The following is a 13,730-nucleotide window of genomic DNA, read 5'->3' as shown; positions in this document are numbered from 1 at the left end:
AACGCTTGCTGCCAGTGTCGCCCTTGAGAAGCGGCGCGGTCATGAGGTCTTCACCGCGGGCTTGGGAGCTTCGGGTTCATCGGCTTCGCTGCTCTTGCGACCGAAAACCTGCTGCCAGAGCCCGATCAGGCCGTTCGGAGCGATGATCACGAAGAATACCAGCAGCAGGCCGACGATCAGCAGGCTGACCGCCGACGAGATGGTGACGGTGGCAAGCTGCTGCAGCGTGCCGAGCAGAATGGCGCCGAGCAGCGGTCCGACCCAGCTTGTGGTGCCGCCGATCATCGGCATCGCGATGGCGTTCACGGCATAGGCAAGGCCGAAGGCCGACGACGGCTCAAGGAAGCCGATGTAATAGGGGAAAGGCGCCCCCGCCATGCCCATGAACGCGCCGGACAAGGTGGTCGCGACCAGCTTCAGCCTCAGCGTCGGCACGCCGGAGGCCTCGGCCGCCAGTTCGTCATCGCGGATGGTGGCAAAGCCGAAGCCGAGCCGCGATCGCTCGATCGCACGCGCGGTGGTGAGCGCCACCACCACGAGAACCAGCATCACCAGGAACAGGTATTCGATGTAGTTGATGCCGAGAACCGGCACGGTGGCCGGCCGGATCACATAGGCGCCGCGCGAGCCGCCGACGAAGTCCCAGTTCACGATCAGCGTCTGCAGCACCACGGCGAGCGCGAGCGTTGCGATCGCAAAGAACACGCCGCGCAGCCGCAGCGTCAGATATCCGGTACCGAGACCGACCAGCCCCGCCACGACGCCGGCCAGCAAGATCAGGACGGGGATCGGCGGTATGCCGACCAGCGCCGCGATATCCTCGGGCAGATGACGGTTCGCGAATGCGGGCAGCTTGGTCATCACCACCGTGGTATAGGCGCCGATGGCAAAGAAGGCGGCGGAGCCGAAATTCACGTAGCCGCAATACCCTCCGAGGATGTTCCAGGCCGTGGCGAGCACGATGAATTGCAGCACCACATAGCCCGCGAAGAACAGGTAGTCGTTGCCCAGGAGCCGCGCGGCGAAGAACGCAACGAGCGCAACGGCCAGCGATACGAGAAAGAACTGCCAGTTGCGCATTATCGCCCCAGAATGCCGGAAGGCCGGAAGGCGAGCGTGATCAGCAGGAAGCCGAACGCCACGGCGGGCGCCCAGGACGGTCCGTAGAAGGTCGAAGTGATGCTTTCCACGATGCCGAGCAGGAGGGCCGCGATCACCGTACCCGGCAGGCTGCCCATGCCGCCGAGCACGCAGATGGCGAATACGCGGCCGATATATTCGCGTCCCACCGAGGGCTCGACCGGCTGAATGATGATCAGCAGAGCGCCCGCAATCGCCGCGGTGGCGATCGAGATCGAAAACGCGATGCGCTTGATGCGGATCGGGTCCGCGGCCATCAGCGACAATGCGAGCTGGTCCTGCGCCACCGCCATGATGGCGCGGCCGGTGAAGGTCTTGGTCAGGAACAGCTGCAAGCCGAATACAAGCACCATCGAGATCACGAACGGCACCACCATGCGCATCGGCAGGTCAAGGAACGAGAAGCGGATCGTGGTGTCGATATAGCCGGCCTGCACGTAGCGATAGTCGACGCCGAACACCAGGATCAGCACGACTTCGGTGACGAACAGCAGCCCGAAGAAGAAGGCGAGCCCGCGCAGCGCTTCCTGCCCGCGTTTCTCGAACGAGACATAGTAGACCTGATAGATCAGCGAGCCGAGATAATAGAAGGCCGGCAGCACCAGAATACTGACGAGGATCGGGTCAAGTCCGAGCCGCTGGTTGGCGATATAGGCGATGTAGGAACCAAGGATGATGAAGGCCGGATGCGCGATGTTGACGATGTCGAGAATGCCGAACGAGATCGAGATGCCGACCGTCACCGCGGCATAGAAGCCGCCGAGCAGGATGCCTGCGATCAGGGCATTGATGAAAAGCTGTACGGGAAAATCCATGCCGGGCAATCCTCAACACGAAGGCCCGGTACGCCGGATGCATGACGCCATAACTCTCCCCGCCCGCGCTTGTTGGTTGTTCGGCGTCCGCCCTCCCGGCGGCCGCCGCTTGCGCTTTGAGGGCGGAGTATTGCCGCAAGCCGGAAGGCTTGGCTAGCGCATATTTGGCGCAGGGGTGCGTGGGCGATAATCGATCGACCCGCCCGCGCCTCTTGCGCTTCGCTGAGGTGGACCGCGGTTTGCGGGCACCGGCCTGCGAACCGCAATTCAGGGTCCTGAAAACTTGTGCAATTGCGCGCCATCCGGCAACGCGCCGCACGCCGCAAGGATTGCGCTGGCTGCGCCAGCCTGCGGCGATGCGGCATTGCGTAGCGAGACCCAGGCGAGAGCCGCTACGCTGCGGCCTTGCTTCGCACCTGCTCGGGCAGCGGCAATGCCTCGTTGGCCGAATTGAGGAACTCGATGGTCATGAAGACCATTTCCTTGTCCCCGAGATTTTCGAGGTCATGCACCTTGAACTCGCCTGCGGCGTAGGTCTCGTGCCGGGTCTCGCCGGGCTGGTAGGTATATTCCACCGTCGAACCGTCATGCACATGCTGGCGCCCGCGTCCGCCGGACACGGCGGTCCAGAAGTAATCGAGCACGTGGCGGTGGAAGCCGATTCTCTCCCCCGGCTGCAGCCGGATTTCCCACACCCGCACTCTTTCATTCTCCGAAAGAAGGCGGGAGCCAACGCACGGGTTCGGATTGGCGCGCTCGCGCTCGAATTCCTTCGCAAGGGCGTCCGGCCATGTCGTGTGGTCGGTCTTGAGGGCTGCTTTCTCCATCATGGTCATGGCCATGGCGGTTCCTCCTGTCTCATCATAGTGGTTACTATAGCAACTTTCGGGTCCCGGTGAAATGGCGCCTTCCGCAAAGCATGCCCAACGCCGCCGCCGTGTGACCGTGATCGGCGGCTCGATGAGCGGATTGTTTGCCGGTCTCATGCTTCGCGCGGAGGGCTGGGAGGTCGACCTCTACGAAAAGGTCGAAGGAGAGATGTCCGGCCGTGGCGCCGGTATCGTCGCGCAGCCGGAAATCCTTTCGGCGCTGAGGGCTCTCGGGGTCGACACCGGTGCGCTCGGTGTTGCGGTGCAGAAACGGCGGCTGTTCGATCCATCGGGGAGTCTCACCCTGGAAATCGATTGTCCGCAGGTGATGACATCCTGGGAACGGGTCTATCGCATCCTGCGCGACGCATTTCCGCAGGTGCATTATCATCGCGGACATTCGCTCGCGACGATCGAGCAGGACGGAGACGGCGTCACGGCGATCTTCGCCTCCGGCGAGCGGGTGACCGCAGATCTGCTGATCGGCGCCGACGGAATCCGCTCGACCGTGCGCGGCATTTGCGCGCCGGAGAGCCAGCCGCTCTATGCGGGCTATGCAGCCTGGCGTGCGCTGATCGCCGAATCCGCCATGCCGCCGCAGGTGCACCGGGATATCTTTCCGGTGATGGCATTCTGCCTGCCGCCGGGCGAGCAGATGCTCGGCTATCCGGTCGCCGGCCCCGATGACGATGTCCGGCCGGGCCGGCGCCGCTACAACATGATCTGGTACCGGCCCGCCGATGAACACACCGGGCTTGCCGCGCTGCTCACCGACGAGAGCGGAGCCCGGCATGCCATATCGATCCCGCCGCCCCTGATCAGCCGGGCCTCGATCGCCGCCATGAGAGAAGCGGCCGGTCGGCTTCTTGCGCCGCAATTTGTCGAGGCGGTGGGCCTTGTCGACCAGCCGATCCTGCAGCCGATTTTCGATCTGGTGTCGGACCGGATCGCGTTTGGCCGGATCGCCATCATCGGCGACGCCGCCTTTGTGGCGCGTCCGCATGTCGGTGCCGGCGTCGCCAAGGCTGCGGGCGATGCGGCGGCGCTGACGGCGGCGCTCGGCAGCACTGACGACATCACCGCTGCGCTTCGGCATTTCGAGGCGCAGCGCCTGCCGGAGGGTCTGCGCATGGTGCAGCGCGCGCGTCATCTCGGCGCCTATCTGCAGGCCGCGCGCAGCAGCGAGGAGGCGGCGCTGGCGGCGCGGCATTCCGTTGCGGAAGCGGTGCTGGAAGAAACCGCGACGCTTGATTTTCTGTATGCCTGATCAGGACGTCATGCGGGGCGCGACGAACCCTGGTTTTTCCTCTTCCCTTTCCTCTTTTTCCTTCTCTTCAATCCCGCCATCTTCTCCAGCACGCCGCAGACCGCTCCGGTATCCTGCTGGGCATAACCGACGGACAGCGCCGAGGCATAGATCGGCAGCGTCGCGGAAAACAATGGCGTCGGCACGCCGAGCTTGTTGGCGAATTCCCCGATTACCGCCATGTCCTTCTGCCAGAGATGGTTCTTCATGGTGGGCACCGAGTAATCGTCGTTCACCATCATCGGCCCGCGGATCTCGAACATGCGCGATTGGCCGGCGCCGCCATTGGCGAACTTGAAAATCTGCTCGGGATCGAGGCCGGCCTTCATGCCGAGCACCATGGCTTCGCCGGCCGCGACATTGTGGATCGCGACCAGCAGATTCGCGACATACTTCATCTTGCTGCCGTTGCCGAAGGCGCCGAGATTGTCGGTCTTGCGCGAGAAACCGGCAAACACCGGCATCACCCTTGCGATCGCCTTGGCGTCGCCGCTGGCATAGACCACCAGATCCTTGACGGCGGCTTGCGCACCGGTGCCGGAGACCGGGCAGTCCAGCATCGTGTGTCCCGCCTTGCGCAGCACCCGTTCGGCGGCAAGCTTGTCATCGAGCGCGAAGGTGGAAGCCTCGATCACGATGCGCGGCTTGACCTTCGCGTCCGCGATCTCCTGCACGACCGCGTGCAAGGCCTTCGCGCCGGGGAGGCTGGTGATGACGACCGGCACCTCCGCGATCAGTTCTTTCACACTGTCGGAAACGGACACCCCGGCTTTCGTCATCTCCTTGCGCCGCTTCGGGTCGGTATCGACGCCTGCGACGATCCAGCCGTCGGCGACCAGGTTGCGCGCAAATGCGCCGCCCATGATGCCGAGGCCGATAATGCCGACCTTGCCCTTCGACCCTGCTGCCACTTCAAGCCTCCCCGCATCTCCAGTTCTTGGCCGCGCGCATCCGTTACTATATGGCTTCTGGCGCGGGCGGTAGACCCGCGAAGTCGGGGGAGTCGTATGCGTCCGCGGGTTTATGTCACTCAGCCGATCGCCGAGAGCGCGCTGTTCCGGCTGAAGGAGATCGCCGAGGTCGAGGTCAACCACGATTCCAGCCGCATCCTGGCGACGCCCAAGCTGATCGAGGCGGCGAAACGCGCCGACATCATCCTCTGCCTGCTGCACGACACGATCGACCGCGATGTGCTAGCCGCCAATCCAAACCTCAAAGCCATCGCCTCGATGACGATTACGCCCGATCGCATCGACGTCGACGAGGCGACCACCCGCAGGATCATCGTCACCAACATTCCGGCGGTTGTGACCGACGCCACTGCCGACCTCGCATTCGGTCTCATGCTCGCGGTGGCGCGCCGGATCGTGGAGGGTGACAAGGTGGTGCGTTCGGGCGTGTTCCCGGGTTCCCAATCCAACCATCTTGCCGGCGTGGCGGTGAGCGGCAAGGTCCTCGGCCTGGTCGGCATCGGCCGAATCGGGCAGGCGATGGCGCGGCGCGCACGGGGCTTCGACATGACCGTGCTGTATTCCGACCCGCGCGGGCTGTCGGGCGATGAGGAACGCGCGCTTGGTGTGACGCCGGCCAATTTCGAGGAATTGCTCGGACAGGCGGACTTCATCTCGTTGCACCCGGCGCTCAATGACGAGACCCATCACATGATGGGGGCACGGCAATTCGCGCTGATGAAACGCTCGGCGTTTCTGATCAACACCTCGCGCGGGCCGATCGTCGACGAGAAGGCGCTGGCGCAGGCGCTCGCCGACGGGCGCATCGCCGGCGCCGGCATCGACGTATACGAGCACGAGCCGAAGATCGAGCGCGCCTTGCTCACCATGAACAATGTGGTGCTCACGCCTCATCTCGGCAGTGCGGTGATGGAATTGCGCGAGCGCATGGCGCATGTCGTCGTCGACAACATCGCCGCGATCGCCGAGGGTCGGCTGCCGCCGAATTGCATCAATCCGTCGATTTTCGCGCCCGGGGCGTGAGGCCGTTGCAGGTCAGGCGCCGGAGCCGGTAGCGGCCGCGATGTCTAGTCTAGCCGAGCCCCGCCAGATAGCGGTGAATCGCGGCTACCACCTGCGCGCCCTCGCCGATCGCGCCGCCGACCCGCTTGACCGAGCCCGACCGCACATCGCCGACTGCGAACACGCCGTGCATGCTGGATTGCAGCGGATTTTCGCCATGCCGGCCCGAGCATTCCCTGCCGGTCACCACGAAGCCGGCGCGATCCAGCTCGATGCCGCAATCGGCAAGCCAGGCGGTCGCAGGATCGGCGCCGATGAACAGGAACAGGTTGCCGATCGCGGCTTCCTCCTCCGCACCGCCCTTCCGGTTGCGCCATCGCACGCGCTCGAGCCGGCCGTCGCCGGCAAGCCCGACCACCTCGGTATGCGGCATCACTTCGATATTTGGCGCGGCCTCGATGCGGTCGATGAGGTAGCGCGACATGGTGGCGGCCAGTCCTTCGCCGCGCACCATGATGCGAACCCTGGAGGCATGGTCGGCCAGAAATACCGCCGCCTGACCTGCCGAATTGCCACCACCGACGAGGATGACGTCCTCATTCGCACACAGCCGCGCCTCGATCGGCGAGGCCCAGTACCAGACGCCGCGGCCTTCGTATGTTTCGAGATTGTCGATAGCGAGCCGCCGATAGCGTGCGCCGCTGGCAATCACCACGGCGCGCGCGCGGATGCGGCCGCCTTCGCCGGTGTCCAGCGCGAATGTGCCGTCGTCGCGCGTGCAGTCGAGCCCCGTGATAGGCATCGGCATGATGATCTCGCTGCCGAATTTCTGCGCCTGCACGAAGGCGCGGCTGACCAGCGCCATCCCCGATATGCCCGTTGGAAAGCCGAAATAATTTTCGATTCTAGCGCTGGCGCCGGCCTGGCCGCCATAGGCGCGCTGTTCCAGCACGATCACGGAGAGACCTTCCGAGCCGGCATAGACCGCCGTCGAGAGACCCGCGGGGCCGCAACCGACCACCGCGACATCGTAGAGCTTGTTCGGGTCGATCTGTTCCAGCATGCCGAGCGCATGGGCGAGCGTCGTGTCGTCCGGATTGCGCAGCACCTTGCCATCGGCCGTGATGACCAGAGGCAGATCGCCCGGCTGCGGTGCGTATTGGGCGATCACGTCTCGCGCTTCCGCGTCGGAAGCAGGGTCGAGCAGATGGTTTGGATAGGCATTGCGGGTAAGGAAATTCTCGATCCGCGCCACATCCACGGAATTCGGTGCGCCGACGATGACAGTGCCACCGACGCCGCTCTGGATCAGAGACACGCGGCGCAGGATCATCGCCCGCATGATGCGTTCGCCGAGCTCGGCTTCGGCGATCAGCAGGCGCCGCAGTCCCTCGGGCGGGATCACGACAGCCTCGACCTCGCCCTCCGCATGCGCGTCGACCAGTGACGGCTCGCCGGACAGCGATCCGACTTCGGCCAGGAACTGGCCGGGACCGCAATCGAGGATCGGCGTCACATGACCAAGCCCGTCGCGCTGGCTCGCGATCACATGACCGGACAGGACGATGTGCATGCCGCGCGGCTGACCCGTCAGGAACAGGGCCTCGCCGTCGGCGAAGCGGCGCGTCTCGCCGAAACGGCGCAGGCGCTGGAGCTCCTGCGGAGTCAGTGTCGGGAAGGCCTGCGCATAGCGAGCGTAGGTTTGCGGCGTGATCGCGACGCTTGTGGAGGGCAAGACGGCATCCCTTTCGTCTTGGACGCAATGCCTATTCCTAGTGCCATTCCGCTGCTGCGGCCATGCGGCTTTTGCTTATTCTGATGGCGTCTTGCGATGCCATCATGACCGGGCGTATTCCGCGCGACCCGCGGGCGTGGTACCTCCACGCCTGCAGGATCGACCCGGAGGCGCTGATGACAATGGTCACCACGATCGGACAGCTTGAGGCGATCTATGGCGTGCCCGCCGAGGCCTCGATCGTGAAGGAGACCGACCGCGTCACCGCCGAATACGCGCGCTACATCCAGGCGTCGCCATTTGCGGTGCTGGCGACCGCGGGGCCCGGGGGGCTGGATTGCTCACCGCGCGGTGACCGGCCGGGTTTCGTACGGGTTGCGGACGAGCGCACGCTGATGCTTCCGGACCGTCGCGGTAACAACCGGATCGACTCGCTTCGGAATATCCTGGTCGACCCGCGCGTCGCAATTCTGTTTCTCATTCCGGGTTCCGGCGGCACCGTGCGGGTGAACGGGACGGGGCGGATATCAATCGATCCTGCGTTGCTCGGCAGCTTCAGGATGGACGGCAAGCCGCCGCGCAGCGTCCTGATCGTGGATGTGCAATCGGTCTATTTCCAGTGCGCGCGGGCGGTGATCCGTTCGGACCTCTGGAATCCGGGCCGCCACGTCGACCCGGCATCGCTTCCGAGCGCGGGACAGATTCTCTCCGCCATCAGCGCCGCGCGCATCGACGGCGTGGCCTATGATTCGGCCTGGCCGCAGCGTGCCAAAGAAACCTTGTGGTGATCCGGTGACCAAAATCCTTGTCCTTGGCGCCAGCGGACTGATCGGGCAATTCGTGGCGGGCGATCTGATCCGGCGCGGTCTTGCGGTGACGGCGGCGGCGAGGCGGTTCTCTGCCGCCCAGCGCGATCTGTTCGGTGAGGCCGTGCGCGAGACGCCGATCGCAAGCCTCGATGTGCTGGGGCTCAAGGCGCTGATCGCGCAGAGCGGGGCGGACGTGGTCGTGAACTGCATCGGCGTGCTGCAGGATCAGCCCGGCAAGTCGACGCACGAGGCGCATGACGGCTTCATCGAGCGGCTGATCGCGGCCTTGTGCGCCATCGGGCGGCCCGTGCTGCTGATCCACACCTCGATTCCGGGCGAGGCCGGCGGCGATACCACGCCGTTCGCGCAGAGCAAGCGTCGCGCCGACGGGCTGATTGTCGAGTCCGGTTTGCCGCACGCGATCCTGCGCCCCGGCATGGTGATCGCGCCCGCGCCCTATGGCGGCAGTGCGATGCTGCGTGCGCTTGCGGCGCTTCCGGTCGACCTGCCGCAGGGCCTTGCGGAACGCCCGTTTCGTTATGTCGCGGTCGAGGACATCGCTGACACGGTGGCGCGCATCGCCGATCGCTGGAAGCCGGGCGAGCCGTATGCCGCCGTTTATGACCTGATGCATCCCGACCCGCACACCATGCAGAGCGTGATCGCACGGCTGCGCCACTGGCTCGGCGACGTCTGGCCGTGGCGGCTGCGGATGCCGGAATTCGCGATCGATCTCGGCGCGAAGGCCGGCGACCTGTCGTCGTGGCTCGGCTGGTCGCCGCCGATGCGATCGACGGCCATCGCTGAATTGCGGCGTGGCGTCCTCGGCGACCCGGCGCGCTGGATGACCGACATCGGCGTTTCGCCGCGCTCGCTCGATACGCTGCTGCATGAGCGACCCGCGACCGTGGAAAACCGCTGGTTCGCACGGCTTTACCTGCTGAAGGCGCTGATTGTCGCCGTGCTTGCGGTGTTCTGGCTGGTCTCCGGGCTGATCGCGATCACCGTCGCCTATGGCGACGCGCTCGACATGATGGAAAGGTCCGGGTTTCCGGGCGGGCAGTCGCATGCCTTCGTGATCGTGTCGAGCCTGACGGATATTGTCGTGGGCCTGCTCATCGCGTTTCGCCGCACGAGCCGGATCGGACTGGTGGCCGGCATCGTGGTCGCGGTCGGCTATATGCTGGGAACGGCGGTGCTGACGCCTGCGCTCTGGATCGAACCGCTCGGCGCGCTGGTCAAGACCGGACCCGCGATCGTGCTGATGATGGTCGCGCTCGCGATCTCGGATGATCGATGATCAGCCCGGACGATCCGCAGCTCAGGACGCTCGGTCAGGCAAGCGGACCGGCGCTGATACTCTATGACGGCGATTGCGTGCTGTGCTCAGGCTGGTTTCGCTTCGTCGCGCAGCGCGATGCGGAGCGCAGATTCCTGTTTACCGCGATCCAGTCGCCCTTCGGCCGCGCGCTGGCGGAGAGATACGGCATCGACCCCGACAATCCGCAATCCAACGCGGTGCTGATCGACGGCACGGTCAATCTGAAATCGGACTCTGCAATTGCCGCGATTTCCGCCCTGCCGGGCTATGGCTGGGTGCGGGTGTTCAGACTCGTTCCCAAGGCCCTGCGCGATCCGCTCTATTCCATGATCGCGCGCAACCGCTATCGCTGGTTCGGCCGCAACGAGGCGTGCTGGATGGGCGGCGCGCGTTATGCGGACCGGGTGATCGGCTAGTTCCGCGCTGCGCAGGCGTCGCGCGTCACCTTGGTCTCGCGGATGATTTGCGCGATCTCGGATGGCGTGAACAGGCCGAAATCCGAGGCGATCAGGCGGCGCTCGCTTGCATGCGTGCGCAAGCTCGCCAGCACGCGCGTCTTGATGGCATGTGCGTTCCGCAATGCATAAGCGCGCTCCTGAGTGCGCGTTGCGGAGCGCTTCCCGTCCGGCGCGTCGGACTGCTTGTCGGCCTTGACCGCGGTCGACAATTGACGAACCAGCGTGGTCGCTGCCTCCACAGCGAGCGCGCGGTTGTCGGGATCGCAAAGCATCCAGCCATTCTGGCGGTAGATGCAGTCGGCGACGTCGCCCCAGACCGCGGCAAATTGCGCCTCGTCGACCGCGTTCTGCTTGACGCCGGCCACTGAGGCGATGCGGGAGAAGCCGCTCGCGGTCTGCAGGATGCGGTACAGGTCGCCGGGCGGCACCCGGTCCACGTGCTCGAAGCCGAGCCGCGAGAACGGCACGCACAGCTTCAGGAGCGGGGCGGTCTCGGCGCGCCCGATGCGTTGCGATGACGTGTCGATCCTGATGCCGGCCGTCGCGCCGTCGCGCGGTGCAACCGGGACCATCTGCGTCTTGGCCTGAAGCAGCGTGGGCGCGCGTATCGCCCCGCTCACGCCCAGGAGCCCGATCCCGAATGCGATCACCGCGCCGAGAATGATCGGCAGCGGGCCGGCGGTTTTCTGCTGCTCCCAGGCCTGCCGCTCCCGCATCTCGTGGATCATTTTCATGAGGCGGTTCTCAGTCCGCGGCCTGCTGCCGATGTCGCTCGAGCTGCTCTCGCAATATGTGCGCTTATGCGGTCATGCGCGTTGCGCTTGTCTTAATGTGAATGATGACACTCCGCGACAACGGCTCGCATCGGCGGGATTATCGCGAATGCGCGGTAAAGGCATTCAATCGATTTTGAAGCAAGGCAGTCAAAGATGAGTAATCATAGCGGGCGTGACGTCGTGCCCTTGTAGAGAATGGGCCCGGTCGGCCGGCCGGTCGGAGAACCGCCCTCGGGTTCGAGCGTGATCTCGAACAACTGGTCGGGTCCGGTCGGCGGCAGCCTGTCGAGATCGAGCTGCACCGTTCGCGCGCGATCAATGAGGCCGACCGAGCGCGGCCCGACATTGCGGTCCCACAAGGTCCAGATTTCGAGCGCGCGTCCGGGCGGCACATTGATGTCGGTCAGCGGGATCATCTCGACGCGGCCATCGGCGAAGGCATTGACCACGGCGCCGGGCTGCCTGGTGTCATCGCTGACCAGAATGGCGACATAGACCGGCTTCCGTACCGCTTCGCGCGTCGCATAGGTGAGGGCAACCCCGGCGATGATCGCAAAGACAAGTGCAGACGCGAGCGAGGTCGCCGTGGCCGCGCGCAGCCCGTCGATCGAATTCCAGAGCCGTGCGAACCAGCCGGGTTGCGGGCGGCGTTCCGCTTGCGGTGGTGTTGCGATCCCGGCTTCGATCCGCTGCCAAATCGCTGGATCGGGCGGCAGGGCCGGCGCGGTCCGGTCTAGGTCTGAGAGACGCTCACGCCATTGCGCAACCAGCATCGCAAAGTCTGCGTCGGTTTCGAGGCGGCGCTCCGCCTCGGCGCGCTGCGCCGGATCGAGCAGGCCCGAGACAAACTCGGCGGCGAGGATATTGTCGCGCTCGGTCATCCCATGCACTCCTGCAGGGACAGCAACCCGCGGCGGGTCCAGCTCTTGGCGGTGCCGAGCGGCACGCCGAGCTTTCCGGCCAGTTCGCCGTGGCTCATGCCATGCGCATAGGCGAGGATCACGGCACTGCGCCGCTTGAGGTCGAGCTGCTCCAGGCAGCGGCGCAATGCGCTCGTCTCCGGCAGCATCGCGAATGCAGCCTCTGCCGAGGCTTCGGGCCATTCGCTGTCGCCGTCGGAGGCCGGATATTTCGCCTCGTCCTGCAACAGCGTCAGGGCGCGATTGCGCAGCACCGCATAAATCCAGGTACGGCCGATGCCGCGCGCCGGATCGAAGCTGCCCGCCAGACGCCAGATGCGCAGAAACGTCTCCTGCACAGCCTCCTCGGCGAGGTCGCGGCGGCGCAAGATGCGAAACGCAACGCCGGTCATGCGGGCGGATTCCATATCGAAGATGACGCGCAAGGCCGCGCGGTCGCCGCCGGCGCAGCGCAACAGCGCGGCGGTCAGCTGCGCATCGTCGGCCTGATCGTGCGGATCGGCTTGCGGCATCCGGAACGGTCCTGTTCGCGCCTGCCTATAGCAGCCCCTTTTCGAATTCTCGACGGGGATACCCGTCTGCCGCGGCATTTGGATGCACGGAACCACCAAAAAAGTTTTTCGGGGGCTGCATCCAAATCCGCATCCCGGCCGGTATCCGCCTCGACCCCGATCCTCCCGGGGCGAAAAACACAGGGAGTTTTGCAGATGACGTTCAAGACATTGCTGGCCGCAACCGCGGCGCTCACGGTTTCCGCTGTCACGGCGCAGGCCGCACAGGTCGCCGCGCTGATCGGCAACGATATGATCGCGATCGTCGATACCGGAGCCAAGAAGGTGACGAAGTCCATGAAGGTCGACGGCATCAGCGGGGCCCTCATCGGTATCGACGTGCGCCCGGCCGACAACATGCTCTATGGGCTCGGTGCGGATGGCGCGGTCTACACCATCGGCATGGACGGCAAGGCGACGAAGAAGTCGAAGCTCGAGACCATGCTAAAGCCCGGCGTCTGGGCGACCGTCGATTTCAATCCGGCTGCCGACCGGCTGCGCGTGATGGGCAATGACGGCACCAGCCTGCGGGCCAATGTCGATGACGGCAAGGTGGTCACCGATGGCAGCCACAAATATTCCGACGGCGATGCCAGCAAGGGCAAGACCCCGAAGATCGGGGCCGGCGCCTACACAAACTCGGTGAAGGGCACCAAGCAGACCGATCTGTACAACATCGATCTCGGCACCGGCGCTCTGGTCAAGCAGGTGCCGCCGAATGACGGCGTGCTCAACACCGTGGGCATGCTCGGCGCCTCGCCCAAGATGATCGCGTTCGACATCTGGTCCGACGGCACCAGGAACGAAGCCTGGGCGATGACCGGTGCCGACCTGTGGTCGGTCGACCTTAAGACCGGCAAGGCCACAAAGGCCGCGACCATCGAGGGCGTGAAAGGCGACGTGAAGGACATCGCCATTCTGCCGGCGATGTAACCCAGTCCGCATTCCACCACTTCTCGTCCGGCCTACGCCACGTCACCCAGCGCCGGTCGTGAGGAGGCGCGCCGCGGCGAGTGCCGGGTTTCCGAAATTCGGTACACCGCCGCGGCGCATTCTG

At 65.2% G+C, this 13,730-nt stretch carries 14 protein-coding genes; 6 read left to right on the top strand and 8 right to left on the bottom strand.

The window, feature by feature from the left end:
• Window positions 1-39: 39 nt before the first annotated feature.
• The 3 genes from AB7F49_RS14395 to AB7F49_RS14385 all read right to left on the bottom strand — a co-directional run bounded on the left by AB7F49_RS14395 (window position 40) and on the right by AB7F49_RS14385 (window position 2,797).
• Complete coding sequence (locus AB7F49_RS14395; RefSeq protein WP_428523437.1) at window positions 40-1,080, bottom strand: branched-chain amino acid ABC transporter permease; 1,041 nt, start codon at window positions 1,078-1,080, stop codon at window positions 40-42.
• Window positions 1,080-1,955, bottom strand: a complete 876-nt coding sequence (locus AB7F49_RS14390) for a branched-chain amino acid ABC transporter permease (RefSeq protein WP_428523435.1) — start codon at window positions 1,953-1,955, stop codon at window positions 1,080-1,082. The genes AB7F49_RS14395 and AB7F49_RS14390 overlap by 1 nt, the downstream gene beginning before the upstream one ends.
• Before the next feature lie 392 nt (window positions 1,956-2,347).
• Window positions 2,348-2,797: a hypothetical protein gene (locus AB7F49_RS14385; protein ID WP_428523433.1), complete on the bottom strand. Its 450-nt coding sequence runs from the start codon at window positions 2,795-2,797 to the stop codon at window positions 2,348-2,350.
• 58 nt (window positions 2,798-2,855) lie between these two features.
• Between AB7F49_RS14385 and AB7F49_RS14380 the strand changes: the two genes are divergently transcribed.
• Window positions 2,856-4,091, top strand: coding sequence for an FAD-dependent monooxygenase (locus AB7F49_RS14380; RefSeq protein ID WP_428523431.1), 1,236 nt, complete (start codon window positions 2,856-2,858; stop codon window positions 4,089-4,091).
• Between the two features lie 8 nt (window positions 4,092-4,099).
• On the opposite strand, the gene AB7F49_RS14375 is transcribed toward AB7F49_RS14380, so the two are convergent.
• Complete coding sequence (locus AB7F49_RS14375) at window positions 4,100-5,041, bottom strand: NAD(P)-dependent oxidoreductase (protein ID WP_428523429.1); 942 nt, start codon at window positions 5,039-5,041, stop codon at window positions 4,100-4,102.
• Between the two features lie 96 nt (window positions 5,042-5,137).
• Between AB7F49_RS14375 and AB7F49_RS14370 the strand changes: the two genes are divergently transcribed.
• The gene (locus AB7F49_RS14370) at window positions 5,138-6,124 is read left to right on the top strand and encodes a 2-hydroxyacid dehydrogenase (RefSeq protein WP_428523427.1); all 987 of its coding nucleotides are present in this window, start codon (window positions 5,138-5,140) and stop codon (window positions 6,122-6,124) included.
• Window positions 6,125-6,173: 49 nt separating this feature from the next.
• Here AB7F49_RS14370 and AB7F49_RS14365 read toward each other — a convergent pair whose 3' ends face one another.
• Window positions 6,174-7,838, bottom strand: coding sequence for an FAD-dependent oxidoreductase (locus AB7F49_RS14365; protein WP_428523425.1), 1,665 nt, complete (start codon window positions 7,836-7,838; stop codon window positions 6,174-6,176).
• A gap of 176 nt (window positions 7,839-8,014) precedes the next feature.
• Here AB7F49_RS14365 and AB7F49_RS14360 point away from each other — a divergent pair, with 176 nt between their 5' ends.
• The 3 genes from AB7F49_RS14360 to AB7F49_RS14350 are packed head-to-tail and all read left to right on the top strand — an operon-like array spanning window position 8,015 to window position 10,384.
• On the top strand, window positions 8,015-8,626 hold the full coding sequence (locus tag AB7F49_RS14360; protein WP_428523443.1) for a pyridoxamine 5'-phosphate oxidase family protein: 612 nt from the start codon (window positions 8,015-8,017) through the stop codon (window positions 8,624-8,626).
• Window positions 8,627-8,630: 4 nt separating this feature from the next.
• A complete protein-coding gene (locus AB7F49_RS14355) occupies window positions 8,631-9,947 on the top strand; it encodes an SDR family oxidoreductase (protein WP_428523423.1) in 1,317 nt (438 codons plus the stop codon).
• A complete protein-coding gene (locus tag AB7F49_RS14350; protein WP_428523421.1) occupies window positions 9,944-10,384 on the top strand; it encodes a thiol-disulfide oxidoreductase DCC family protein in 441 nt (146 codons plus the stop codon). Before AB7F49_RS14355 ends, AB7F49_RS14350 begins: the two co-directional genes overlap by 4 nt.
• On the opposite strand, the gene AB7F49_RS14345 is transcribed toward AB7F49_RS14350, so the two are convergent.
• The 3 genes from AB7F49_RS14345 to AB7F49_RS14335 all read right to left on the bottom strand — a co-directional run bounded on the left by AB7F49_RS14345 (window position 10,381) and on the right by AB7F49_RS14335 (window position 12,634).
• Window positions 10,381-11,160 carry a hypothetical protein gene (locus AB7F49_RS14345; RefSeq protein ID WP_428523419.1) on the bottom strand — a complete coding sequence of 260 codons (780 nt, stop codon included), beginning with the start codon at window positions 11,158-11,160 and terminating at the stop codon, window positions 10,381-10,383. The two genes, AB7F49_RS14350 and AB7F49_RS14345, sit on opposite strands and share 4 nt — an antisense overlap.
• 203 nt (window positions 11,161-11,363) lie before the next feature.
• Window positions 11,364-12,083: an anti-sigma factor gene (locus tag AB7F49_RS14340; protein ID WP_428523417.1), complete on the bottom strand. Its 720-nt coding sequence runs from the start codon at window positions 12,081-12,083 to the stop codon at window positions 11,364-11,366.
• Window positions 12,080-12,634: a sigma-70 family RNA polymerase sigma factor gene (locus AB7F49_RS14335; RefSeq protein ID WP_428523415.1), complete on the bottom strand. Its 555-nt coding sequence runs from the start codon at window positions 12,632-12,634 to the stop codon at window positions 12,080-12,082. Before AB7F49_RS14335 ends, AB7F49_RS14340 begins: the two co-directional genes overlap by 4 nt.
• 195 nt (window positions 12,635-12,829) lie before the next feature.
• Between AB7F49_RS14335 and AB7F49_RS14330 the strand changes: the two genes are divergently transcribed.
• A complete protein-coding gene (locus AB7F49_RS14330) occupies window positions 12,830-13,606 on the top strand; it encodes a DUF4394 domain-containing protein (RefSeq protein ID WP_428523413.1) in 777 nt (258 codons plus the stop codon).
• The last annotated feature ends 124 nt before the right edge of the window (window positions 13,607-13,730 follow it).

Source organism: Pseudorhodoplanes sp., assembly GCF_050250235.1.
Taxonomy (GTDB): Bacteria; Pseudomonadota; Alphaproteobacteria; order Rhizobiales; family Xanthobacteraceae; genus Pseudorhodoplanes.
This window is presented reverse-complemented; position numbering and strand designations above follow the sequence as displayed.

Excerpts from the sequence above, each read along its gene's own strand:
- AB7F49_RS14395 (WP_428523437.1), bottom strand. The coding sequence starts at position 1,080 with ATGCGCAACTGGCAGTTCTTTCTCGTATCGCTGGCCGTTGCGCTCGTT.
- AB7F49_RS14390 (WP_428523435.1), bottom strand. The coding sequence starts at position 1,955 with ATGGATTTTCCCGTACAGCTTTTCATCAATGCCCTGATCGCAGGCATC.
- AB7F49_RS14385 (WP_428523433.1), bottom strand. The coding sequence starts at position 2,797 with ATGGCCATGACCATGATGGAGAAAGCAGCCCTCAAGACCGACCACACG.
- AB7F49_RS14380 (WP_428523431.1), top strand. The coding sequence starts at position 2,856 with ATGGCGCCTTCCGCAAAGCATGCCCAACGCCGCCGCCGTGTGACCGTG.
- AB7F49_RS14370 (WP_428523427.1), top strand. The coding sequence starts at position 5,138 with ATGCGTCCGCGGGTTTATGTCACTCAGCCGATCGCCGAGAGCGCGCTG.
- AB7F49_RS14360 (WP_428523443.1), top strand. The coding sequence starts at position 8,015 with ATGACAATGGTCACCACGATCGGACAGCTTGAGGCGATCTATGGCGTG.
- AB7F49_RS14350 (WP_428523421.1), top strand. The coding sequence starts at position 9,944 with ATGATCAGCCCGGACGATCCGCAGCTCAGGACGCTCGGTCAGGCAAGC.
- AB7F49_RS14345 (WP_428523419.1), bottom strand. The coding sequence starts at position 11,160 with ATGAAAATGATCCACGAGATGCGGGAGCGGCAGGCCTGGGAGCAGCAG.
- AB7F49_RS14340 (WP_428523417.1), bottom strand. The coding sequence starts at position 12,083 with ATGACCGAGCGCGACAATATCCTCGCCGCCGAGTTTGTCTCGGGCCTG.
- AB7F49_RS14335 (WP_428523415.1), bottom strand. The coding sequence starts at position 12,634 with ATGCCGCAAGCCGATCCGCACGATCAGGCCGACGATGCGCAGCTGACC.
- AB7F49_RS14330 (WP_428523413.1), top strand. The coding sequence starts at position 12,830 with ATGACGTTCAAGACATTGCTGGCCGCAACCGCGGCGCTCACGGTTTCC.